The sequence below is a fragment of the Alkalilacustris brevis genome (assembly GCF_003350345.1).
Lineage (GTDB): Bacteria > Pseudomonadota > Alphaproteobacteria > Rhodobacterales > Rhodobacteraceae > Alkalilacustris > Alkalilacustris brevis.
Map to the genome: position 1 here is coordinate 1 of NZ_QNVJ01000103.1, position 22203 is coordinate 22203.

22 protein-coding genes and 1 riboswitch are annotated in these 22203 nt (G+C 66.8%); of the genes, 12 read left to right on the forward strand and 10 right to left on the reverse strand.

Features of this window, described 5'->3' with window-relative positions; translation table 11 throughout:
* The first annotated feature begins 128 nt into the window (after positions 1-128).
* From DQ229_RS15965 to DQ229_RS16005, 9 genes are all read left to right on the forward strand, one after another.
* Entirely contained in the window at positions 129-938 is an 810-nt protein-coding gene (locus tag DQ229_RS15965; RefSeq protein ID WP_114967268.1) for a TatD family hydrolase, read from the forward strand.
* Positions 938-1738 (forward strand): MBL fold metallo-hydrolase, encoded by an 801-nt coding sequence (locus tag DQ229_RS15970; protein WP_114967269.1) that lies wholly within the window; start codon positions 938-940, stop codon positions 1736-1738. The genes DQ229_RS15965 and DQ229_RS15970 overlap by 1 nt, the downstream gene beginning before the upstream one ends.
* The gene (locus DQ229_RS15975; RefSeq protein ID WP_114967270.1) at positions 1731-2672 is read left to right on the forward strand and encodes an AEC family transporter; all 942 of its coding nucleotides are present in this window, start codon (positions 1731-1733) and stop codon (positions 2670-2672) included. The genes DQ229_RS15970 and DQ229_RS15975 overlap by 8 nt, the downstream gene beginning before the upstream one ends.
* 80 nt (positions 2673-2752) lie before the next feature.
* Positions 2753-3757 carry a GlxA family transcriptional regulator gene (locus tag DQ229_RS15980; RefSeq protein ID WP_114967271.1) on the forward strand — a complete coding sequence of 335 codons (1005 nt, stop codon included), beginning with the start codon at positions 2753-2755 and terminating at the stop codon, positions 3755-3757.
* A 161-nt stretch (positions 3758-3918) separates the two neighbouring features.
* Positions 3919-5106, forward strand: coding sequence for an ABC transporter substrate-binding protein (locus DQ229_RS15985; RefSeq protein ID WP_114967272.1), 1188 nt, complete (start codon positions 3919-3921; stop codon positions 5104-5106).
* A gap of 92 nt (positions 5107-5198) precedes the next feature.
* Positions 5199-5990: an ABC transporter ATP-binding protein gene (locus tag DQ229_RS15990; protein ID WP_114967273.1), complete on the forward strand. Its 792-nt coding sequence runs from the start codon at positions 5199-5201 to the stop codon at positions 5988-5990.
* A gap of 65 nt (positions 5991-6055) precedes the next feature.
* A complete protein-coding gene (locus tag DQ229_RS15995) occupies positions 6056-6754 on the forward strand; it encodes an ABC transporter ATP-binding protein (RefSeq protein WP_238381167.1) in 699 nt (232 codons plus the stop codon).
* A gap of 108 nt (positions 6755-6862) precedes the next feature.
* Entirely contained in the window at positions 6863-7873 is a 1011-nt protein-coding gene (locus DQ229_RS16000; RefSeq protein WP_114967275.1) for a branched-chain amino acid ABC transporter permease, read from the forward strand.
* Complete coding sequence (locus DQ229_RS16005; protein ID WP_114967276.1) at positions 7870-9174, forward strand: branched-chain amino acid ABC transporter permease; 1305 nt, start codon at positions 7870-7872, stop codon at positions 9172-9174. The genes DQ229_RS16000 and DQ229_RS16005 overlap by 4 nt, the downstream gene beginning before the upstream one ends.
* A 145-nt stretch (positions 9175-9319) precedes the next feature.
* Here the strand turns inward: DQ229_RS16005 and DQ229_RS16010 are convergent, their stop codons facing one another.
* From DQ229_RS16010 to thiD, 10 genes are all read right to left on the reverse strand, one after another.
* On the reverse strand, positions 9320-10084 hold the full coding sequence (locus DQ229_RS16010; RefSeq protein WP_114967277.1) for an ABC transporter permease: 765 nt from the start codon (positions 10082-10084) through the stop codon (positions 9320-9322).
* Positions 10081-10815, reverse strand: a complete 735-nt coding sequence (locus DQ229_RS16015) for an ABC transporter ATP-binding protein (protein ID WP_114967278.1) — start codon at positions 10813-10815, stop codon at positions 10081-10083. Before DQ229_RS16015 ends, DQ229_RS16010 begins: the two co-directional genes overlap by 4 nt.
* Positions 10812-11501 carry a thiaminase II gene (tenA, locus tag DQ229_RS16020; protein ID WP_114967279.1) on the reverse strand — a complete coding sequence of 230 codons (690 nt, stop codon included), beginning with the start codon at positions 11499-11501 and terminating at the stop codon, positions 10812-10814. The genes DQ229_RS16015 and tenA overlap by 4 nt, the downstream gene beginning before the upstream one ends.
* The gene (locus DQ229_RS16025; protein WP_114967280.1) at positions 11498-12463 is read right to left on the reverse strand and encodes an ABC transporter substrate-binding protein; all 966 of its coding nucleotides are present in this window, start codon (positions 12461-12463) and stop codon (positions 11498-11500) included. Before DQ229_RS16025 ends, tenA begins: the two co-directional genes overlap by 4 nt.
* Complete coding sequence (locus tag DQ229_RS16030) at positions 12463-13464, reverse strand: HesA/MoeB/ThiF family protein (protein ID WP_202909598.1); 1002 nt, start codon at positions 13462-13464, stop codon at positions 12463-12465. Before DQ229_RS16030 ends, DQ229_RS16025 begins: the two co-directional genes overlap by 1 nt.
* Positions 13461-14057: a thiamine phosphate synthase gene (locus DQ229_RS16035; RefSeq protein ID WP_114967282.1), complete on the reverse strand. Its 597-nt coding sequence runs from the start codon at positions 14055-14057 to the stop codon at positions 13461-13463. Before DQ229_RS16035 ends, DQ229_RS16030 begins: the two co-directional genes overlap by 4 nt.
* Complete coding sequence (locus DQ229_RS16040) at positions 14054-14815, reverse strand: thiazole synthase (RefSeq protein ID WP_114967283.1); 762 nt, start codon at positions 14813-14815, stop codon at positions 14054-14056. Before DQ229_RS16040 ends, DQ229_RS16035 begins: the two co-directional genes overlap by 4 nt.
* Positions 14816-14915: 100 nt before the next feature.
* Positions 14916-15113, reverse strand: a complete 198-nt coding sequence (gene thiS / locus DQ229_RS16045; protein WP_114967284.1) for a sulfur carrier protein ThiS — start codon at positions 15111-15113, stop codon at positions 14916-14918.
* On the reverse strand, positions 15103-16074 hold the full coding sequence (locus tag DQ229_RS16050) for an FAD-dependent oxidoreductase (RefSeq protein ID WP_114967285.1): 972 nt from the start codon (positions 16072-16074) through the stop codon (positions 15103-15105). The genes thiS and DQ229_RS16050 overlap by 11 nt, the downstream gene beginning before the upstream one ends.
* A complete protein-coding gene (gene thiD / locus DQ229_RS16055) occupies positions 16067-16876 on the reverse strand; it encodes a bifunctional hydroxymethylpyrimidine kinase/phosphomethylpyrimidine kinase (protein ID WP_114967286.1) in 810 nt (269 codons plus the stop codon). The genes DQ229_RS16050 and thiD overlap by 8 nt, the downstream gene beginning before the upstream one ends.
* Before the next feature lie 60 nt (positions 16877-16936).
* Positions 16937-17038: riboswitch (TPP riboswitch) on the reverse strand.
* 282 nt (positions 17039-17320) lie between these two features.
* On the opposite strand from thiD, the gene DQ229_RS16060 reads away from it, so the two are divergent.
* Genes DQ229_RS16060 through DQ229_RS16070 form a run of 3 tightly spaced genes read left to right on the forward strand, consistent with a single transcriptional unit; the run spans position 17321 to position 22016 of the window.
* Positions 17321-19135, forward strand: coding sequence for an FAD-dependent oxidoreductase (locus DQ229_RS16060; RefSeq protein ID WP_114967287.1), 1815 nt, complete (start codon positions 17321-17323; stop codon positions 19133-19135).
* A complete protein-coding gene (locus DQ229_RS16065) occupies positions 19120-20964 on the forward strand; it encodes a 2-oxoacid:acceptor oxidoreductase subunit alpha (protein ID WP_114967288.1) in 1845 nt (614 codons plus the stop codon). Before DQ229_RS16060 ends, DQ229_RS16065 begins: the two co-directional genes overlap by 16 nt.
* The gene (locus DQ229_RS16070) at positions 20961-22016 is read left to right on the forward strand and encodes a 2-oxoacid:ferredoxin oxidoreductase subunit beta (protein ID WP_114967289.1); all 1056 of its coding nucleotides are present in this window, start codon (positions 20961-20963) and stop codon (positions 22014-22016) included. The genes DQ229_RS16065 and DQ229_RS16070 overlap by 4 nt, the downstream gene beginning before the upstream one ends.
* Positions 22017-22203 lie beyond the last annotated feature (187 nt).

Consider the following 22203-nt stretch of genomic DNA (forward strand, 5'->3'; position numbering starts at 1 on the left):
GCGCGCACGGCGCGGCCGGGCGGTCAACCTTGACCCTGCCGCGCTGGTGCTTGATATGGTGCTGAAGATCGAAACCGCGGCGGCCCCGCACCCTGCCTGAGCCGCCCGACCAAGCCCCGAAGGCCCGCATGAGCACCCAGCCGCCCGAAATCGTCGATAGCCATTGTCACCTGGATTTCCCCGATTTCGATGGCGAGCATGCAGCGATCATCGCCCGCGCGCGCGAGGCAGGCGTGATGCGCATGGTCACGATCTGCACTCGGCTTCGGCAGGAGCCGCGCGTGCGCGCCATCGCCGAGGCGCATGCGCCGGTCTTCTATGCCGCCGGCACCCACCCGATGAGCGCCGCCGACGAGCCGCTGGCCAGTGTCGAGGACCTGGTCGCGCTGGCGCGGCACCCCAAGTTCGTGGGCATTGGCGAATCCGGGCTGGATTACCACTACACCGCCGAAAGCGCGGCGCGGCAGCAGGAAAGCCTGCGCATCCATATCGAGGCCGCGCGCCAGACCCGCCTGCCGCTGATCATCCACGCCCGCGATGCCGATGACGACATGACGCGCATCCTTAGCGAAGAGCACCGCGCCGGCCCCTATGATTGCGTGATGCACTGCTTTTCCTCGGGGCGTGGGCTGGCCGAGGCGGCGCTTGATCTGGGGTTCTACCTGTCGATGTCGGGCATCGCCGCCTTTCCGAAATCGCAGGAACTGCGCGACATCTTCGCCACCGCCCCGGTGGAGCGCGTCCTGGTCGAAACCGACGCGCCCTATCTCGCCCCTCCGCCCCATCGCGGCAAGCGTAACGAGCCGGCCTATACCGCCCACACCGCCCGCGTGGGGGCGGAGGTTTTCGGGATGGACTACGCCGATTTCGCCCGCCAGACGACGCAGAATTTCGACCGGCTGTTCGCCCGCGCGGCGGCCTGGCGCAAGGCGGCCTGATGGCGCGGATCAGCTTCACCATTCTTGGCTGCGGCTCCTCCGGCGGGGTGCCGCGGCTGGGCGATCAATGGGGCGATTGCGACCCGTTCGAGCCGAAGAACCGCCGCCGCCGCTGTTCGCTGCTTATCACGCGCGAGGAAGCCGGGCGCGGCAAGACCCGCGTGTTGATCGACAGCTCGCCCGACATGCGCGAGCAGCTTCTCGGCGCCGGCGTGGGCGAACTGGACGCGGTGGTCTACACCCACAGCCACGCCGATCATGTGCATGGTATCGACGATCTGCGGCAGGTGGTGTTCAACATCGGCCGCCGCCTGCCCGTCTGGGCCGACGGGCCGACGCAGGAGGCGCTTTACTCGCGCTTCGGCTACGCCTTCATGCAGCCCGAAGGCTCGCCCTATCCGCCGATCCTCGACATGCACACGATCTCCGGGCCTTTCCAGATCTCGGGCGCGGGCGGCGCGATCGGGCTGATCCCGTTTCGCGCCGATCACGGCACGATGGATGCGCTGGGGTTCCGCATTGGAGATGTCGCCTATCTGCCCGATGCCGTCAGCCTGCCCGACAACGCCTGGCCGCTGCTCGAGGGGCTGGAGTGCTGGATCGTCGATGCGCTGCGGCGCAGGCCACACCCGACACATGCGCATCTTGCGCTTACGCTGTCCTGGATCGCCCGCGCCGCGCCGCGCCATGCGGTGTTGACCAACATGCACAACGATCTCGATTACCACACCGTCGCGCGTGAAACCCCCGCGCATGTCACGCCCGCCCATGACGGCCTGACGCTCAGCTACGATGTCTAGCCCCCTGGAAACGCTGGCCTCGGTCATCCTGCCGGTCTTTGTGGTGGTCGGCATTGGCTATCTGGCGGCGATCTCGCGGCTGATCACCGAGACCGGCTTCGACCAGTTGATGAAGTTCGCCACGAACTTCGCCATCCCCTGCCTGCTGTTCGGGGCGATCTCGACCATCGATATCAGTGCCAGTTTCGGCATTGCGATGCTGGGCACCTTTTACGGAGCGGCCTCGCTGGGTTTCGTGGCGGGGATGCTGGGGGCGCGGTTTCTTTTCGCGCGTGATTGGGAGGACGCCGTCGCCATCGGTTTTTGCACGCTCTACGGCAACGTGATGCTGGTCGGCCTGCCGATCACCGAACGCGCCTATGGCGGCGTGGCGCTCGATTCCGTCTATGCCATTCTCGCGCTTCATGCGCCGCTTTGCTATCTGCTGGGCATCCTGGTGATGGAAGTGGTGCGCAACAGCGGCCGGGGCGTGCTGCGCACCGTCGGACAGGTCGCGCTGGGAATGCTGCGCAATCCCATCATGCTGGGCATTTATGCTGGGTTCTTCGCCAATCTGACGGGGCTACTGCTGCCCGACGCGCTTGACCAGGCGGTCGATCTGCTGGCGCAGGCGGCCCTGCCGGCCGCGCTTTTCGCCCTGGGCGGCATTCTCTATCGCTACCGGCCCGAGGGTGATCTGCGGCTGATCGGCTATATCGCACTGCTTTCGCTTTTTGTGCAGCCGGCGCTGACGCTGGGCTTTGCCACGCTGCTGCGGCTCGAACTGGCGCAATTGCAGGGGGCCGTGCTGGCCGCGAGCGTGGCGCCAGGGGTCAACGCCTATCTTTTCGCCAACATGTACGGGCGCGCGCGGCGGGTCGCGGCCTCTTCGGTGCTGCTGGCCACCGCCGGGTCGATCGTCACGATCTGGCTGTGGCTTCAGATCCTGCCCTGAGGCAGCCGCCGTCCGCTTTCGCTTGATCGCACCGGGCTTTCCTGTTTCCCTGCCGGGCCAACAGGGGCGCCGGAGCCACCATGATTCACAGGGCACGAAAATACGATGGCAGGGCCGGTGCGCAGGCGCCGCGCCGCTTCGTGTTCCTGCTGCTCGACCGGTTCTCGATGTTGTGTTTCGCCTCGGCGATCGAGCCGCTTCGGCTGGCCAACAGGTTGCTGGGCTGGCGCGCCTATGACTGGGTGCTTGCCGGCGAGGGCGGCGAGACCGCGACCTGTTCGAACGGCGCGGTGTTTCACCTGGACATGGGGCTGGACGAGATCGAACGCGAGGATACCGTTCTGGTCTGCGGCGGCGTCGACGTACAGGAAGCCAGCACACGCGCCGTGATCAACTGGCTGCGCCGCATCGCCCGCCACGGGGTCACGATCGGCGGCATGTGCACCGGCAGCCACACGCTGGCGCGCGCAGGGCTTCTGGACGGGCGCCGCGCCACCATCCATTGGGAAAACCACGACAGTTTTCTTGAAGAATTCGAGATGGTCGATCTGGCGAAATCGGTCTTCGTGATCGATGGCAACCGGCTTTCCACTGCCGGCGGCACGGCCTCGATCGACCTGATGCTGCGGCTGATCGCCGACGATCACGGCGAAGACCTTGCCAATACCGTGGCCGACCAGCTGATATACTCGACCATTCGCACCGATCAGGACACCCAGCGCCTTTCCATCCCCACGCGGATCGGGGTGCGCCACCCGAAGCTGGCGCAGGTGATCCAGATCATGGAACAGAATATCGAGGAACCGATCAGCCCCGCCGAACTTGCGCGCACCGTGGGCATGTCGACCCGCCAGCTCGAACGCCTGTTCCGCCGATATCTGAGCCGCAGCCCTAAGCGGTATTACATGGAAATCCGGCTCAACAAGGCGCGCAACCTCCTGATGCAGACCGACATGAGCGTGATCAACGTGGCGCTGGCCTGCGGCTTCACCAGCCCGTCGCATTTTTCCAAGTGCTACCGCGCGCATTACGACACCACCCCCTACCGCGAGCGTGGCGCGCAGGGCAGCCGCGAACGGGGCTGACATGCCGGCCCTGCCCGCCCGCCTTGCCGCAAGTTGCGTCAGTCGCCCGGATGCCGTTACGGCAAGTTGCGTGGCGGGTATCTTGACGTTGACGAATCTTTCCTTTTGGTGAATCCGCGTCTAGGCTTGGCGCGTATGCCTATCCAATCAGGGAGAACAAGATGAAAAAAACCATACTCGCAACGGCTGCAACGGCCCTGCTGGCAGGCACTGCCGCCCAGGCCGACGAGATCAAGATGGGTGTTCTGCTCGGTTTCACCGGCCCGCTTGAATCGATCACCCCGCTGATGGCCGACGCTGCCGAGCTGGCCTTCCGCGAAGCCAGCGAAAGCGGCCTGTTTCTTGGTGGCACCACGATCACCCCGGTGCGCGCCGATTCGACCTGTCTTGACAGCTCGGCCGCCGTGGCCAGTGCCGAACGGCTGGTCAGTGCCGATGGCGTCGTTGCCATCATGGGCGCCGACTGCTCGGGCGTGACGATGGGCGTGCTGCAGAATGTCGCCATCCCGAATGGCATCCCGATGATTTCACCCTCGGCGACCTCGCCGGCCTTCACCACCACCGAATCGAACGGGCTGTTCTACCGCACCTCGCCGTCGGATGCGCGTCAGGGCCAGGTGCTGGCCGAGATCCTGGCCGATCGTGGCGTCTCCAGCGTCGCGGTCACCTACACCAACAACGATTATGGCCTGGGCCTGGCGGACAGCTTCATCGCCAGCTTCGAGGCCGCGGGCGGCAACGTAACCGTCAGCGCCCCGCACGAAGACGGCAAGGGCGACTATTCGGCCGAAGTCGGCGCGCTGGCCGCCGCGGGCGGCGAAGTCCTGGCAGTGTTCGGCTATGTCGATCTTGGCGGCATGGGGATCATCCAGACCTCAGTCGAGACCGGTGCCTTTGACACCTTCGTGCTGGGTGACGGCATGTATGGCACCAGCCTTATCGACGCCATCGGTGCCGATCTGGAAGGCACTTTCGGCTCGGTGCCCTGGGCCGAGGGCGAGGCTTCCGACCTGTTCGAAGCCTTTGCGCTTGAGGCCGGCATTGATCCGTCCGGCTCCTACACCCGCGAAAGCTATGACGCGGCGGCGCTGCTGCTGCTGGCCGCCCAGGCTGCCGGTGAAGCGACCCCTGCGGGCATTGCGGCCAACATCATGAATGTCGCCAACGCCCCGGGCGAGCCCATCATGCCCGGCGAACTGGCGCGCGGCCTGCAGATTCTGGCCGACGGCGGCGAGATCGACTATATCGGCGCCTCGACCGACGAGTTGATCGAGCCGGGCGAAGCGGCCGGCTCGTATCGCGAGTACGAAGTGCAGGGCGGCGCGTTCACCACGGTTCAGTTCCGCTGAGCCCCGGTTCACGCTAAACTGGTCAGGACGGGCCCGGGGGCGCAGCTTCCCGGGCCTTTCCCAAGACAAGACAGACAAACCCCGGGGGCCACATGATCCGTGTCGAGAACCTGCACAAGCATTTTGGCGGGTTTCATGCTGTCGACGGCGCGTCACTCAGTATCGACGCGGGGTCCATCACCGGGCTGATCGGGCCGAACGGCGCCGGCAAGACAACCCTTTTCAACGTCATTGCCGGTGTCCTGCCGCCCACCTCGGGCCGCGTCTTCATGGAAGGCGAGGACATCACCGGCCTGCCGCCGCATGTGCTGTTCGCCAAGGGGCTGTTGCGCACCTTCCAGATCGCGCATGAATTTCATTCGATGACGGTGCGCGAAAACCTGATGATGGTGCCGCCCGGCCAGTCGGGCGAAAACCTGTGGTCGGCCTGGTTTCATCGCGGCCGTGTTGCAGAGGAAGAGCGTGGCATCCGCGCCCGCGCCGAGGATGTAATGGAATTCCTGACCATCGACCACCTTGCCGACGAGCGGGCCGGCAACCTTTCGGGCGGGCAGAAGAAGCTGCTGGAACTGGGCCGCACGATGATGACCGATGCGAAGGTCGTGTTTCTTGACGAGGTCGGCGCAGGCGTCAATCGCACCCTGCTCAACACCATCGGCGACGCAATCCTGCGCCTCAATCGCGAACGCAACTACACCTTTGTGGTGATCGAGCACGACATGGATTTCATCGCCCGCATCTGCGGCCCCGTGATCTGCATGGCCGAGGGCAAGGTGCTGGCCGAGGGCACGATCGAGGAAATCAAGAACGACGAGCGCGTGATCGAGGCCTATCTGGGCACCGGCCTCAAGAACAAGATCATGAAAGAGGAGGCCGCCACATGAGCCGGGCCGCCACCGGGGCGAAACCATCCGCCGGAAACGCGGCCACGGCATCCGGGAGCGACCCGATGCTGATCGGCGAGCACATGACCGGCGGCTATGGCGGCGCCGACATCCTGCACAGTTGCACGATCGCCGTGGAAAAGGGCCAGATCGCAGTGATCGTCGGCCCCAACGGCGCGGGAAAGTCCACCGCGATGAAGGCCGTGTTCGGAATGCTCAAGCTGCGCGAGGGGCACGTGCGGCTGAAGGGGCGCGACATCACCACGCTTACCCCGCAGGCCCGCGTGGCCGAGGGCATGGCATTCGTCCCGCAGACCAGCAACATCTTCCCGTCGATGACGGTCGAGGAAAACCTGGAGATGGGCGCCTTCCTGCGCCGCGATGACATCGGCGAGACGATGGAACAGGTTTACGAGCTTTTCCCGATCCTGCGCGACAAGCGCTCGCAGGCGGCGGGCGAGCTTTCGGGCGGGCAGCGCCAGCAGGTGGCCGTGGGCCGCGCGCTGATGACCAAGCCCAGCGTGCTGATGCTGGACGAGCCCACCGCCGGCGTGTCGCCTATTGTCATGGATGAACTTTTCGACAGGATCATCGAGGTGGCGCGCACCGGCATCTCGATCCTTATGGTCGAACAGAACGCGCGCCAGGCGCTCGCGATCGCCGATATGGGCTATGTGCTGGTGCAGGGGCGCAACCGTTTCACCGATAGCGGGCAGGCCCTTTTGGCCGACCCCGAGGTGCGCCGCAGCTTTTTGGGGGGCTGAGGAAGACATGCGCCTGCCCCCTGCCCCTTCCGTCGCCTTCGCTGCCCTGCCGCTTGCGGTGTCGCGTGCCGGCCACGGCCCCGACATCTTCACACCGATGGAGACCTGATGGATTTTCTCAACGCTCTCGTCGCGCTGACGAATTTCGTGGTGATCCCCGCGCTGGCCTATGGCAGCCAGCTTGCGCTCGGCGCGCTGGGGGTGACGCTGATCTACGGCATCTTGCGGTTCTCGAATTTCAGCCATGGCGACGTGATGGCCTTCGGCACCATGTGGGTGATCCTGACCACCTGGCTGTTGCAGGCAGCGGGCATCGGTTTCGGGGTTCTGCCCACGGCGCTGCTGGCGCTGCCGGTCGGCATTGTCGCAACGATCCTCTACATGCTGGCCGCCGACAAGTTCGTGTTCAGTTTCTACCGGCGACAACGGGTCAAACCCGTGGTGCTGGTCATGGTTTCGATCGGGGTGATGTTCATCACCAACGGCATCGTGAGGCTGATCATCGGCCCCGGCCGCCAGAGCTTTGACGATGGCGGGCGCTTCATCTTCTCGGTGCGCGAGTTTCGCGAATGGTCGGGCCTGGCCGAGGGGCTGGCGCTGCGCACCACGCAGTTCCTGACGATGGTCATCGCGCTTGCGGTGATGATCGCGCTGTTCTGGTTTCTCAACCGCACCCGCACCGGCAAGTCGATGCGGGCCTTCTCCGACAACGAGGACCTCGCGCTTCTCTCGGGGATCAACCCCGATCGCGTGGTGCGCGTGACCTGGGTGCTGACCGCCACGCTGGCCACGATTGCCGGGGTGCTTTACGGGCTGGACAAGGGGTTTCAGCCCTTCACCTATTTCCAGCTGCTGCTGCCGATCTTCGCCTCGGCCATCGTCGGCGGGCTGGGCAATCCGCTGGGCGCGATCGCGGGGGGCTACATCATCGCCTTCGCCGAGATGACAATCACCTATGCCTGGCGCCGGGTGCTGGGCCATATCCTGCCCGAAGAATGGCTGCCCGACGGGCTGATCCAGGTCCTGTCGGTGGATTACAAGTTCGCGGTCTCCTTCGCGCTGCTGGTGCTGGTGCTGATCTTCCGGCCCACGGGCGTCTTCCGGGGGAAATCGGTATGAGTGTGAACTGGCGCAATATCGGGCTTTACGCCGCCTTCTTCGCCGCGCTCGCCATGGTGGGCATGTTCCAGAGCTGGCCGCTGGCGCTGACCATCCTCAACATGGGGCTGATCTCGGCGATCATGGCGCTGGGGGTCAACATGCAATGGGGCTATGCGGGCCTGTTCAACGTGGGCGTGATGGGCTTCACGGCGATCGGCGGGCTTGCGGTGGTGATCGTGTCGATGCCCCCGGTGACCGAGGCCTGGTCGGCGGGCCTGTTCGGCACGCTGCTCGGGCTGATGATCGGGGCCGCCACGATCTTTGCCGCCATAATCGTGTGGAAACGCATGGAACCGGGGCGCCTGCGGGTGGCGGCGCTGGTTGGCACGTTGCTGGTCGGTTTCATCCTCAACCGCTATTTCTTCGTCCCTGCCGTTGACGCCATCGAATCGATCAACCCCGCCACAACAGGCTATCTGGGCGGGCTTGGGCTGCCGGTGCTTCTGTCCTGGCCGGTGGGCGGGGTGCTGGCCGCGGGCGCGGCCTGGATCGTCGGCAAGGTCGCGCTGGGGCTGCGCTCGGATTACCTGGCGATCGCCACGCTCGGCATTTCCGAGATCATCATCGCCATCCTCAAGAACGAAGGCTGGCTCAGCCGCGGCGTGCGCAACGTCACCAACCTGCCCCGCCCGGTCGCCACCCCTGTCGAGATGCGCGAACATCAGTGGGTCCTCACCCTGGCCGAGCAGCTCGGGCTGCAGGCCACCACCATGAGTTCGATCCTCGTTCAGGGCAGCTATGCGCTGCTCTTCGCCGCCGTGCTCGCGGTCCTCATCTGGCTGTCGGAGAAAGCGCTCAATTCGCCCTGGGGCCGGATGATGCGTGCCATCCGCGACAACGAGACCGCCGCGCGTGCCATGGGCAAGGATGTCACCCGGCGGCATCTCAACATCTTCATCCTCGGCTCGGCCGTCTGCGGGCTGGCGGGGGCAATGATGGTCACGCTGGACGGGCAGCTCAACCCCGGCACCTACGAGCCGCTGCGCTTCACCTTCCTGATCTGGGTGATGGTGATCGTGGGCGGCTCGGGCAACAACTGGGGCGCGGTGCTGGGCGGCATGGTGGTGTGGTTTCTCTGGGTGCAGGTGGAGCCGGCGGGCCGCTGGCTGATCGACATGCTCACCAGCGGTCTTGGCCCCGACAGCGACCTGCGCGCGCATCTGATGGCCAACGCGGCGCATACGCGCCTGCTGACCATGGGCATCGCGCTGCTTCTGATGCTGCGGTTCCGCCCGCACGGGCTGATCCCTGAACGCTGAGCCCCGAACGCTGAGCCCCGAACGCTGAGCCCGGCACGGCCCGTCAATCAACGCCGCCCCTGCCCCCCTCCCCCTTCACTGTGAGAAAAATATCCTCGGGGGGTCCGGGGGGCAGACAGCCCCCCGGCTCCAGCCGTGATGCGGCTCAGCCGAACCGCGCCTCGAGCCCGCGCGCCAGCCGGTCGATCAGCAGAAAGACCACCAGGTTGAAGGCGGCCAGCGTTATCAGCGCGGCGAACATCAGGTCGGTCTGGGCGCGGCCATTGGCCAGCAGCATCAGATACCCCAGCCCGCGCGACGATCCGACCCATTCGCCGATCACCACGCCAAAAGGCGCATAGACCGCCCCCAGCCGCAGCCCCGAGCCAAGCGCCGGCAGCGCCTGCGGCAGGCGCAAGTGCCACAGCTCGCGCAGCGGCCCCGCCCCCATCACGCGCGACAGATCGGCCATGCCCGGCGGCATCCGCATCAGCCCGTCGAAAAACGCCGAGGTGACGGGGAAATATGTGACCAGCATCACGATGACAATCTTGGAGCCCGCCCCATAGCCCAGCCAGAGCGTGATCACCGGCGCGAGCGCGAATATCGGGATCGCCTGGGCAAAGATCAGCAGCGGCCGCACCATCAGCCGCGCGCCCGGCGACAGCGCCAGTTGCACCGCCGTCAACACCCCCAACGCCACGCCGGCCGCCAACCCGGTCAGCAACGCCTGAATGGTGAAGCGGGCGTTCACGGCAATCATAGCCACGTTATCGACCAGGCTTTGCGCTACCCGGCCAGGGCCGGGCAGGATGAAATGCGGCAGCCCTGTGACCCAGACCAAGGCTTGCCACAGCGCCAGCCCAAAGCCCACCGCCAGCGCCACCCGCCCCAGCCGCAGGGCCGCCCGTCTGCCCAGGCCCGCGCTCATGCCACCGCCGCCCGGCGCAGCCGCGCGAACAGTTGTGCCTGGGCGGTCAGCGTGGCCGCATCGTCCAGCGCGCGGGGCGCGGCGCTTTCGGGCAACGGCAGGGCCTCAAGCGTGCCCGCATCGGTCAGCAGCCAGGCGGCATCGGCCATGCGCGCGGCCTCGAGCGGGTCATGGGTGACCATCAGCACTGTGCGCCCTTGAAGGGTTTCGGCTGCGAGCGCCTGCATCTCGACGCGGGTGCGCGTGTCCAGCGCCGAAAACGCCTCGTCCAGCAGCACCACCGGGCGATCCTCCATCAGGGTGCGCGCCAGTGCGGCACGCTGGCGTTGCCCGCCTGACAGCTGCGCCGGGCGCTGGTGGATATGCCCCTCCAGCCCCACCCGTGCGATCAGGGCGCGCGCGCGGTCGCGGTCGGGGCGCTGGCCGCGCAGCCGCGCACCCAGCGTCACATTGCCCAGCACATCGGCCCAGGGCAGCAACAGATCGCTCTGGCCCATATAGCCAACGCGTCCGGCCAGCGCCGCACCGTCGCTGGTGGTGATCTGCCCCTCCAGCACCGCGGCGCACTCCAGCCCGGCAAGCAGTCGCAAGAGCGTCGTCTTGCCCGCGCCCGAGGCCCCCAGCAGGCAGGTCCAGCGCCCGGCGGTCATCTCCAGCCGCAGCGGCCCGAACAGCGGCGCGCCCGCGATCAGCGCGCGCCCCTCAAGCGTTATGCCGGGCGCAGCACTCATGCCGGGCGCAGGCCCATGTCCCAAAAGCCCACTTCAAGCCGCGTGGCCGTGGCAAAGCGCGCGGCCAGCGTGGCAAAGCGCGGGTTGTCGGCCCAGGCATCACCCAGACGGCGCGCAAGCGATGCGTCGATCAGCGCGCCCACATCGCGGCAGAGCGCCTGATATTCCTCGCCGGCATAGGTGGCGATCCAGTCGGCATAGGGGCCACGTTCGTGCCCCGGCGCAGCACCCAGCCGGGCGCCGATCTCACCATAGCCCAGCACGCAGGGCGCCAGCGCCGCCATCAGGTCAAGAAAACCGCCCGAATATCCGGCCTCCAGCACATAGCGCGTATAGGCGAGGTTTTCGGCGGCTTCCTCGGTCGCCTCGATGGTGGCGGCATCGAGCCCGACCTCGGCGCAGATGCGCAGGTGAAGCGGCATCTCGACGGTGGCCAGCGCATGCACTGCCTCGGAGGCCGCGCGCAACTCCTCCACCGTTTCCGACTTGGCCGCGGCCAGCGCCCAGGCGCGCGAGAAATGGATCAGGAACACGTAATCCTGCCGCAGGTAATGCAGGAAGGCCGCGCGGGGCAGCGTGCCATCGCCCAGCCCCTGCACGAAGGCATGGCAGGTATAATCCTGCCATGCCCGCCCCGCGCCCGCCCGCCAAAGCGCGAAGGCCTCGCCATAGTCGGGCGCGCTCATTGCCCGGCCTCCGCCTCCAGCGCAAGCGCGGTCACGTCGACGGTGATGTCACTGACCGGCAGGCCACCGGGGGTCGCGCCGCGCTCGGTCAGAAACGCCTCGAACCGGGCATAGCGGCCCGCGTCCATCGCCGCCGGTCGGGTGGCAAAGCGCGGCCAGGTGTCATCCCAGGCGCGGATGTTCAGTTCGGTCTGCAACTCGCGCGCGGTGCCCGAGAAGATCTCCCAGGCCGCTTCGGGCTGGTTGAGGATGAACTGCGTGGCACGTTCGGTGGCGTCCAGAAACCGTGCGATCACGGCCGGGTCCATGCGGTCTGGGTTGGCGACATAGATCAATTCGTCATAGGAGGGGATGCCCTCGGCCTCGGGGTAGAAGCAGCGCCCGGCGGTGCCTTCGATCTCAAGCTGGTTCAGCTCGAAATTGCGAAACGCCCCGATCACGCCGTCCACCTGCCCCGACATCAGCGCGGGCGAGATCGACCAGCCGATATTGATCTGCTCCACATCGTCCGGCGCCATCCCGTGATGGGCCAGCATCGCATCCAGCATCACCTCCTGCACCCCGGCCACGGCAAAGCCCACCTTGCGCCCTTCCAGATCGGCCATTTCCTGCACCGGCCCGTCGGCCAGCACCACAAGGCAGGTCAGCGGGGTTGAAACCAGCGTGCCAACCCGCACCAACGGCAGGCCGGCATGCAGGTTCAGGTGCAGTTGCGGCTGATACGAGACCGCCAGATCGGCACGGCCCGCCGCCACCATGCGCGGGGGCTCGTTCGGGTCGGACGGTGTAACGGTCGTCACCTCAAGCCCGGCTTGCGCGAAATAACCCAGTTCCTCGGCCAGCACGATGGGCGCGTGGTCGGGGTTCACGAACCAGTCAAGCACGAGCGTCAGGCTGTCTTGCGCCTGGGCGGGCAAGGCAAGCGTCGCAGTCAGCGCCGCAGCGGCGAGGGGTTTCTTCATCAGGTTTCCTCCGGTGTGGGATAAGAGATTTCGGGCGGGGTGATCGCGGCCAGCGCGACCGGCCCCTGCCAATGGGTTTGCAGCGCGCGGGCTGCACGAAAGGCCCGCAGGCCAGTGCGACAGCAGAACACCACCCGCTGGCCCGGTGCGGGGCGCAAGGTGTCGGCTTCTTCGACTTGCAGCCGGCGGGCGTGCGGTGCGGCGGGTGTGGGAGCTTCGTCCTCGTCGCGCAGGTCGATCACCAGATCGCCGGGGGCAAGCTGGCTTTGTGCGACGAAAGGCAGGCTCTCGGCGGCATCGGGTTCGGGCGCGCCGTCAAAGCGGAAGCCCCCCATGCGCCATGTGGCGGCATCGATAGTGACAAGCTGGCCCAGCGGCGCGGGGTCATGCCCCAGCAGGACAGACAGCGCCATCTGCGCCTGAAGCGCGCCGATCATGCCCACGAGCGAGCCCATCACCCCCGCCGTGGCGCAGGTGGCGGCACGCTCGGGCAGGTCGGGGAAGACCGCACGCAGGCTGGGCGCGGGGCCGCAGAACCCGCCCGCATAGCCCGCCCGCCCCAGCGCCGAGGCCGAGATCAGCGGCACGCCAGCCGCCATGCAGGCGTCGGAGAGCGCGTAACTCACCGCGAAACTGTCGGCGCAATCGAGCGCGACGTCGCAGCGCTCCAGCAGCGCGGGCGCATTGGCGGGATCGAGCGCGGTGACATGGGTGGCCACCGCCACCGCAGGGTTGAGCGCGCCCAGCGCCGCCGCCGCCGCTTGCACCTTGGGCAGGCCGATATCGCCCATGCGGTAAAGCGGCTGGCGGTGCAGGTTTGTTTCCTCGACCACGTCGGGATCGACCAGCGTGATGCGGCCCACCCCCGCCCCGGCCAGATATTGCAGGACCGGCACGCCCAGCCCACCCGCGCCCACCACCAGCACGCGCGCGCCCTCGATCCGGGCCTGGCCCTCGTGCCCGATCTCGGGCAGGGCGATCTGGCGGGCGTAGCGGCTCATGCACAGACCTCCAGCCATTCGTTGATGCGCGCCTCGGGGTCGGAGTTGAGTGTGATGTCGGTCACCACCGAGATCAGGTCGGCGCCCGCGTCGAACACCCCCGGCGCGCGCGCCACGCTCATGCCGCCGATGGCGCAAAGCGGGATATCGCCGACCAGGCTTTTCCACTCGGCCACGCGATCAAGCCCCTGCTCGTGCCATTTCATCTGCTTGAGGATGGTCGGGTAAACCGGCCCCAGCGCCACGTAATCGGGGGCGCAGGCCAGGGCGCGGTCCAGTTCGGCACGGTCATGGGTCGAGATGCCCAGCTTCAGCCCGGCGCGGCGGATGGCCGGCAGGTCGGCTTCGTCCAGGTCTTCCTGGCCCAGGTGCAGCCACTCGGCGCCCTCATCGATGGCGATTTTCCAGTAGTCGTTCACCACCAGCGCCGCACCGTGTTTGCGCGCCAGCGCCACCCCTGCGCGAATCTCCTGCCGCAGGGCATCTTCGGCGCGGTCCTTGATGCGCAGTTGCACGAATTTCACGCCCAGCGGCAGGGCGCGGGGCAGCCAGTCGACACTGTCGAAGATCGGGTAGAAACGCGGCAAGTTCATAGCCATGCCTTTCCGATGACGGGGGTTGAGGGGGCGGCCATGTCGCGCGGCTCCATCGGGTCGGCGCGACGGGCAAGCGCCCCTGCCCGCACGGCAAGGCCAAAGGCCTCGGCCATCGCCGCCGGATCGCCGGCCTGCGCCACGGCCGTGTTCAGCAGAACCGCGTCATAGCCCATCTCCATCGCCTCGGCGGCATGGCTGGGCAGGCCGAGGCCCGCATCCACCACCAGCGGAATATCGGGGAAGGCCGCGCGCAGGGTCTTGAGCCCATAGCGGTTGTTCAGCCCCAGCCCCGAGCCGATCGGCGCGCCCCAGGGCATGAGCACCCGGCAGCCCGCATCGACCAGCCGCTGCGCCAGCACCTGATCCTCGGTGGTGTAGGGGAATACCTCGAACCCGTCGGCGATCAGCGCCTCGGCCGCCTCGACCAGGCCGAAAGGATCGGGTTGAAGGGTATCGGCATGGCCGATCACCTCGAGCTTGATCCAGTTGGTTTCGAACATCTCGCGCGCCATCTGCGCGGTGGTGATCGCCTCGCGCGCGCTGTGGCAGCCGGCGGTGTTGGGCAGCACATGCACGCCGAGCCCGCGGATGATCTCTCCGAATGACTGGCCCTGCCCGGCCTCGCGCCGCAGCGAAACCGTGGCCACCGAGGCGCCAGAGGCGCGGAACGCACGTTCCATCACCGCCGGAGAGGGGTATTGCGCCGTGCCCAGCATCAGCGGGCTGGCCAGTGTGACGCCATAGAAATCACGCATGGGGCTGCCTTTCGGTCGTCAGGGAAAGGGGGGCTCTGGCACCGGGACAGGGAAGAAACCTCCTGCGTTGTCCCGGCGGCGCTGCATTGTCGGTCATCGCTCAGCCCCCCTGCATGGGCGCCAGCACTTCCAGTCGGTCGCCGTCGCGCAGCTTCTGGCCAGCGCGGGCGGCGGCGGGCAGGAAGCTGCCGTTCAGCGCGGTGGCCACACGGGCCTCGCCCCAGCCCAGTTCCTGCAGCGCGCCGGCCACGGTGGTGGCGGTGATCTCGCGGGTTTCGCCATTCACTTCAATCTTCATGGAACAGATCCCCCTTGGTGCCCCGGGTCAGGTAATCGGCGGCCTGCTGCGCCAGCGCCGGGGCCATCAGATAGCCATGGCGGAACAGGCCGTTCAGGTGCAGCACCCGCCCGCGCCGAACCACGCGCGGCACGTTGTCGGAAAAGGCGGGGCGCAGATCGGCGCCGGTTTCCACGACCTCGGCCTCGGCAAAGCGCGGGTCAAGGGCATAGGCCGCGCTCAGCAACTCCAGCAGCGACCGCGCCGAAATCGCGCGCCAGTCGGCGCTTTCGATCTGGGTGGCCCCCAGCATGTAGAGCCCGTCGCCCCGCGGCACGATGTAAAGCGGGTGGCGCGGATGCAGCAAGCGGACGGGTCGGGTCAGCGCGATCTCGGGCGCGCGCAACACGACCATCTCGCCGCGCACGCCGCGCAGCCCCGGCAGATCGGCCGCCATGCCGCGCGCGTCGATCACCGTGCCCTTGATTTCATCGGGCGTGGCCTCGCCGGTCTCGACCTCGATGCCGCGCGCAGCCAGCACCTCGACCAGATCCGAAAGCGCCGCGCGCGGATCGAGATGCGCCTCCTCGGCGAAAAAAAGCGCCTGTTTGACTTCGCGCAGGTCCGGCTCGAGCTGGTGCAGCCCGTCGCTGACCGTCTCGTGCCCGGTGGTGCGGCGGGCGAAGCGGGCCAGTTCACCCCGGTCGCGCTCAAGCGCCACGACGAGCGAGCCGCGCCGCGTCACCGGCGTGACCCTGGCCCAGGCCCGCGCGGCCTGCTGCCCGTGGGCGGTGATTTCGGGCTCGGCCACCGCCCCTTCGCAAAAGGGGGCGAGCATACCGCCGGCCCACCACGAACAGCCATGCGCCCCCGGCGGGCCATTGCGGTCGATCACGCGCGGGGTCAGGCCCGCCTCCGACAGCATGTAGGCCGCCCACAGCCCGGCAACGCCCGCGCCGATGATCGTCACCTGTTCAGTCATGGTTCCAGACCTCGTGAAAATGATGCACCGGGCCGTGTCCGGTGCCCACCGCAAGCCGGTCGGCCGCGGCAATCGCGCCCTGCAGGTAGCCATGCGCGCGCCGCACCGCATCGCGCAGCGCCAGCTCCTGCGCCAGCCCCGCAGCGATTGCCGCCGACAGGGTGCAACCGGTGCCATGGGTGTTGCGGGTGGCAAGGCGCGGCGCGCTCAGGCGGGTGATGCCGCTTTCCTCGACCAGAAGATCGACGCATTCGCTGCCGCCGCCATGCCCGCCCTTCATCAGCACCGCGCCCGGCCCCATGCCGCGCAGCGCCTGCCCCTGTTCGGCCATCTCGGCCTCGCTGCCGGCGGGCGCCGTGCCCAGCAGGCGCGCGGCTTCGGGCAGGTTCGGGGTCAGCAGTGTGGCCGCAGGCAACAGCCACGAGGCCAGCGCCCCCACGGCCGCATCGGGCAGGAGCGCGTCACCCGATTTCGCGACCATCACCGGGTCGAGCACCACCGGCACACCCGCGGCATGACGCTCAAGTCCGCGCGCGACCGCGACGATCGCCTCCGGTCCGCCCAGCATGCCCAGTTTCACCGCCTGGATTTTCAGATCGTCGAAAACCGCGTCAATTTGCGCTGCGATCATCGCGGGGCTGGCCGGCTCGACCATCGTGACCGCGCGGGTGTTCTGCGCGGTGAGCGCGGTGATGACGCTTGCGCCATAGACCCCCAGCGCCGAAAAGGCCTTGAGATCAGCCTGAATCCCGGCGCCGCCGCCGCTGTCCGAGCCTGCAATGGTAAGCGCGATATGGGCCACGTGCCTTCCCCTTCTTTCCGCGTGTCCGGCTGACGAAAGGGGAAAACGGGCTTGCGCGGGGCGCTGTGCCAAACCGTTCCCTCCGCCGGTGCGAGCCGGATCAGGTTCGATGGGTTGGCGCTTATGCCTCTCAGCCCTTGCAGGGCACCCCAACGGTGACCTTCAACCTATGCACAACTGCCCGCCCCGGCAAGAGGCAATCTGCCGGGACCACCCCCATGAGCGGTCGGCAACGCCAGCCACGCACCGCGGTGCGGGACATAACTCCGACGATGTCGAAATTCATTCGAAGATTGTCGGAATATCGCCGCTAAGGCTTGCAAGTGACAGGAGAATCCCTGATCTTGCACGGGACTGGAGGAACACTGCGCAGTTTCGGGATGCACTCGCATCATCACCGGGCCACCCCGAACCGCGCCGCCATGATGCAAGGGGAGAATACCGTTGCACAAGACGGATATCGACGATCCGAACTACTTTCTCAAGGTGGTTGATTGTCAATGGGCCTGCCCGGCCCACACGCCGGTTCCGGAATACATCCGCAAGATTGCGCATGGAAAGTATTCCGAAGCCTACATGATTAACTGGGTTTCAAATGTCTTCCCCGGCATCCTCGGGCGCACCTGCGACCGCCCCTGCGAGCCTGCCTGCCGGCGCGGCCGGGTCGAAGACCCCGACACCGTGGGCGGCGACACCGCGCCTGTGGCGATCTGCCGGCTCAAGCGCGTGGCGGCCGATTACAAGGACGACGTGGCCGAACACATGCCCGCGGCGCCCGCCAAGCTGAACGGCAAGCGCATCGCCTGTGTGGGGGCGGGGCCGGCCTCGCTGACGGTGGCGCGCGACCTGGCGGTGCTGGGCTATGACATCACGCTGATCGACCACAACCCCAAGATGGGCGGGCTGATCCGCACCCAGATCCCGCGCTTTCGCCTGCCTGAACAGGTGATCGACGAAGAAGTCGCCTATATCACCGGCATCGGCAACGTGCATTTCGACAACCGCAGCGTCGACAGCCTCAAGGGCCTGCTGGATGAGGGCTGGGATGCCGTGTTCGTGGGCTCTGGCGCGCCGCGCGGGCGTGATCTGGACATTCCCGGCCGCCAGGAGGGCGCGGCCAATATACATGTCGGGATCGACTGGCTATCCTCGGTGTCGTTCGAGCATATCAAGGAAATCGGCAAGCGCGTGCTCGTGCTGGGCGGGGGCAACACCGCGATGGATTGCTGCCGCACCGCGCGGCGGCTGGGCGGCGAGGACGTGAAGGTGATCGTCCGCTCGGGGTTCGAGGAAATGAAGGCCTCGCCCTGGGAGAAGGAAGACGCCATCGCCGAGGACATCCCGATCATCAACTGGCATGTGCCCAAGGCCTTCGTCACCGAGGGCGGCAAGCTGGTCGGCATGAAATTCGAGATCGTGCGCGCCGAGTATGACGACAATGGCCGCCGCAAGCTGGTGCCCACGGGCGAGCCGGACGCATTTTTCGAGTGCGACGATGTGCTGGTGGCCGTGGGTCAGGAAAACGCCTTCCCCTGGATCGAGCGCGACATCGGCATCGAGTTCGACCCCCGCTGGGACATGCCCAAGGTCGATGAGACGACCATGCAGGCAAGCTTGCCCAACGTGTTCTTCGGTGGCGACGCAGCCTTCGGACCCAAGAACATCATCTGGGCGGTGGCACATGGCCACCAGGCGGCGATCTCGATCGACCGGTTCCTGCAAGACGCGGATGTGCGCGATCGTCCCGCGCCCACAGTCAACATCGTCAGCCAGAAGATGGGCATCCACGAATGGAGCTATGACAACGATATCGCGCTGGATACTCGCGTGCCGGTGCCGCATCTGGTGAAGGAGCGCGCGCTCAGCGATATCGGTGCCGAGGTCGAACTGGGCTTCGATCCGGAACTGGCGTGGAAAGAGGCGCAACGCTGCCTCAACTGCGATGTGCAGACGGTGTTCTCGGCCTCGCTGTGCATCGAATGCGACGCCTGCACCGATATCTGCCCGATGGACTGCATCACCTTCACCCAGGACGGCGAGGAAGATGATCTTCGCGCCCGACTGAGCGCCCCGGCAACGAACACCGACCAGCCGCTCTATGTGGCCGACGGGCTTGAAACCGGGCGCGTCATGGTCAAGGACGAGGACGTCTGCCTGCATTGCGGGCTTTGCGCCGAACGCTGCCCCACCGGCGCGTGGGACATGCGCAAATATCTGATCAATACAGCCCAGGCAGGACCGGCATGGCACAGCAACTGACAGCCACCAACGATTTCGTCATCAAGTTCGCCAATGTGAACGGTTCAGGCTCGGCCAGTGCGAACGAACTTTTCGCGCGTGCGATCCTGCGGATGGGAGTGCCGGTCAGCCCGCGCAACATCTTCCCCTCGAACATTCAGGGCTTGCCCACATGGTACGAGGTGCGCGTCAGTGAGGCAGGCTATCTGGGCCGGCGCGGCGGGCTCGACATGATCGTGGCGATGAACCCCGAAACCTGGCAACGCGATCTCGCCGAGGTCGCGCCCGGTGGTTACCTGTTCTACGATTCGACGCGCCCTCTGCCGCCCGAGATGTTTCGCGACGACCTGACCAGTATCGGGGTGCCGCTGACCGAAATCTGCAACGCCACATATTCCGACCCGCGCCAGCGCCAGCTATTCAAGAACATCATCTATGTCGGCGCGCTCTCGGCGCTGATGGATATCGACCCGGCGGTGATCGAGGCGCTGTTTTCCGAACAGTTCAAGGGCAAGGAGGCGCTGATCGACAAGAACGTCGCCGCGCTCAACCTGGGCCGCGACTGGGTGCAGAAAAACCTCGACCCCGACATCTGCAAGCTCAAGGTGGCCCCGGCCGATGCGGTGGGCGACCGGATCTTCATGGAGGGCAACGCAGCCTCGGCGCTGGGCTGCGTCTATGGCGGCGCGACAGTCTGCGCCTGGTATCCGATCACGCCCTCGTCTTCGGTGGCGGAAGCCTTTGAAAGCTATTGCCGCAAGTTCCGCAAGGAACCGGAAAGCGGCAAGTCGAAATACGCCGTCATCCAGTCCGAGGACGAGCTTGCCTCGATCGGCATGGTGATCGGGGCGGGCTGGAACGGCGCGCGCGCCTTCACCTCGACCTCGGGCCCTGGCGTGAGCCTGATGACCGAGTTCATCGGGCTGGCCTATTTCGCCGAAATCCCCGCGGTGATCGTGAACGTGCAGCGCGGCGGCCCCTCGACCGGGATGCCCACGCGCACCCAGCAGGCCGACATCCTGTCCTGCGCCTATGCCTCGAACGGCGACACCAAGCATGTGCTGCTGTTTCCCGAAGACCCGCGCGAGTGCTTCGACCACTCCGCCGCCGCGCTCGACCTGGCCGATCGGCTGCAAACGCCCGTGTTCGTGATGAGCGATCTCGACATCGGCATGAACCGCCGGCTGTGCGCGCCGCTGGAATGGGACGACAGCCGCAAGCTGGACCGCGGCAAGGTGATGACCGCCGACGAGCTTGAGGCCGGGCGCGAATTCGGCCGCTACCTCGATGTGGATGGCGACGGCATCCCCTATCGTACGCTGCCGGGCACGCACCCGTCGCGCGGGGCGTTCTTCACGCGTGGCACCACCAAGAACCGCTATGCGCGCTATTCCGAGGAAGGCGCCGACTATATCGAGAACATGGAGCGCCTTGTGCGCAAGTTCGACACGGCCAAATCCCAGGTGCCGCAGCCGGTGCTGCGCCGCGCCGAAGCAGACACCCGATACGGGGTACTCTATTTCGGCTCCACCGCGCCGTCGATGGACGAGGCGCTCGACCGGCTGGGCAACGAGGGGCTGCATGTGAACGCCATGCGGCTGCGTGCCTTTCCCTTCCCCGATTCTGTGGCCGAGTTCATCGCCGCCCATGACCGGGTCTTCCTGGTCGAGCAGAACCGCGACGGGCAGATGCGAATGCTCCTGTGCAACGAGCTGGAGATCGACCCGGCCCGGCTGGTGCCGGTGCTGCATTACGATGGCACGCCGATCACCGCACGCTTCATCCACGGCGCGATCCGCGACCGCCTCGCGCAATATCAGGTCGTGCCGCTTGAGAGGGCCGTCTCATGACGTATATCACCAAGCCGAAACTGCATCACCCCAGCCTCAAGCGTAACGCCGTGGGCTTCACACGGCGCGACTACGAGGGGCAGGTCTCGACGCTTTGCGCGGGCTGCGGGCACGATTCGATCAGCGCTTCCATCGTGCAATCCTGCTACGAGATGGCGATCGAGCCACACCGCGTGGCCAAGCTCTCGGGCATCGGCTGCTCGTCGAAGACACCGACCTATTTCCTGGGCGCAAGCCACGGGTTCAACACCGTGCACGGGCGGATGCCCAGCGTTCTGACCGGCGCGCATCTGGCCAACCGCGAGCTGATCTACATGGGCGTCTCGGGCGATGGCGACAGTGCCTCGATCGGGCTGGGGCAATTCGCCCATGTCATGCGTCGCGGTGTCAACATGGTCTATATCGTGATGAACAACGGCGTCTACGGGCTGACCAAGGGGCAGTTCTCGGCCACCGCCGACAAGGGCTCGGTCGCCAAGAAGGGCGCCGTCAACAATGACGCGGGGATCGACCTTGCCTCGATGGCGATCCTGATGGGCGCCAGTTTCGTCGCGCGCTCGTTCTCGGGCGACAAGGCACAGCTCGTGCCGCTTATCAAGGCCGCGATGAGCCACCCTGGCGCCGCCATCCTCGATGTGATCTCGCCCTGCGTGGCCTTCAACAACCACAAGGGCTCGACGCGCAGCTACGACTACGTGCGCCACCATAACGAGGCACTGAACCGCCTCGACGTGATCACCGGCAGCGCCCCGATCACCGCCGAATACGAGCCCGGAGCCATGGTCGAGGTCGAGCAGCCCAACGGCACGACCCTGCGCCTGCGCAAGATCTCGGCCGATTACGACCCTTCCGACAAGGCCGCCGCGCTCGCCCATATCCAGGAACAGGACAACGTCGGCGAAATTGCCACCGGCCTTCTCTATCTGGCCTCGGGGCGCCAGGATCTGCACGCCAATCTCGACACGGTAGAAACCCCGCTCAACCGACTGGGCGAGGCTGATCTCTGCCCCGGCAGTGCGGCGCTGGAGGCGATCAACAAGGGCCTGCGCTGAACAACCGGCGCGCAGGGTCGGAAACAGGGGCTCGCGCCCGCCTCCGGCTCCGCCGCCCCTCACGCCGACCGAATGCGCGGCGCGGGAGGCAAGGCCCCCGGAGAACGGCACAGCCCGGCCGCGCGCCGGCTTCTGCCCCGCCTTCATCCGCTCCCAGGGGCGCACACCCGGCAACATCTTCTTGGCA

Excerpts from the sequence above, each read along its gene's own strand:
- DQ229_RS16010 (WP_114967277.1), bottom strand. The coding sequence starts at position 10,084 with ATGAGCGCGGGCCTGGGCAGACGGGCGGCCCTGCGGCTGGGGCGGGTG.
- DQ229_RS15990 (WP_114967273.1), top strand. The coding sequence starts at position 5,199 with ATGATCCGTGTCGAGAACCTGCACAAGCATTTTGGCGGGTTTCATGCT.
- DQ229_RS16015 (WP_114967278.1), bottom strand. The coding sequence starts at position 10,815 with ATGAGTGCTGCGCCCGGCATAACGCTTGAGGGGCGCGCGCTGATCGCG.
- DQ229_RS16050 (WP_114967285.1), bottom strand. The coding sequence starts at position 16,074 with ATGACTGAACAGGTGACGATCATCGGCGCGGGCGTTGCCGGGCTGTGG.
- DQ229_RS16005 (WP_114967276.1), top strand. The coding sequence starts at position 7,870 with ATGAGTGTGAACTGGCGCAATATCGGGCTTTACGCCGCCTTCTTCGCC.
- DQ229_RS15995 (WP_238381167.1), top strand. The coding sequence starts at position 6,056 with ATGCTGATCGGCGAGCACATGACCGGCGGCTATGGCGGCGCCGACATC.
- DQ229_RS15975 (WP_114967270.1), top strand. The coding sequence starts at position 1,731 with ATGTCTAGCCCCCTGGAAACGCTGGCCTCGGTCATCCTGCCGGTCTTT.
- DQ229_RS15970 (WP_114967269.1), top strand. The coding sequence starts at position 938 with ATGGCGCGGATCAGCTTCACCATTCTTGGCTGCGGCTCCTCCGGCGGG.
- DQ229_RS15985 (WP_114967272.1), top strand. The coding sequence starts at position 3,919 with ATGAAAAAAACCATACTCGCAACGGCTGCAACGGCCCTGCTGGCAGGC.
- thiS (WP_114967284.1), bottom strand. The coding sequence starts at position 15,113 with ATGAAGATTGAAGTGAATGGCGAAACCCGCGAGATCACCGCCACCACC.
- DQ229_RS16040 (WP_114967283.1), bottom strand. The coding sequence starts at position 14,815 with ATGCGTGATTTCTATGGCGTCACACTGGCCAGCCCGCTGATGCTGGGC.
- DQ229_RS16030 (WP_202909598.1), bottom strand. The coding sequence starts at position 13,464 with ATGAGCCGCTACGCCCGCCAGATCGCCCTGCCCGAGATCGGGCACGAG.
- DQ229_RS16000 (WP_114967275.1), top strand. The coding sequence starts at position 6,863 with ATGGATTTTCTCAACGCTCTCGTCGCGCTGACGAATTTCGTGGTGATC.
- DQ229_RS16025 (WP_114967280.1), bottom strand. The coding sequence starts at position 12,463 with ATGAAGAAACCCCTCGCCGCTGCGGCGCTGACTGCGACGCTTGCCTTG.
- DQ229_RS15980 (WP_114967271.1), top strand. The coding sequence starts at position 2,753 with ATGATTCACAGGGCACGAAAATACGATGGCAGGGCCGGTGCGCAGGCG.
- DQ229_RS15965 (WP_114967268.1), top strand. The coding sequence starts at position 129 with ATGAGCACCCAGCCGCCCGAAATCGTCGATAGCCATTGTCACCTGGAT.
- DQ229_RS16070 (WP_114967289.1), top strand. The coding sequence starts at position 20,961 with ATGACGTATATCACCAAGCCGAAACTGCATCACCCCAGCCTCAAGCGT.
- DQ229_RS16065 (WP_114967288.1), top strand. The coding sequence starts at position 19,120 with ATGGCACAGCAACTGACAGCCACCAACGATTTCGTCATCAAGTTCGCC.
- tenA (WP_114967279.1), bottom strand. The coding sequence starts at position 11,501 with ATGAGCGCGCCCGACTATGGCGAGGCCTTCGCGCTTTGGCGGGCGGGC.
- DQ229_RS16035 (WP_114967282.1), bottom strand. The coding sequence starts at position 14,057 with ATGAACTTGCCGCGTTTCTACCCGATCTTCGACAGTGTCGACTGGCTG.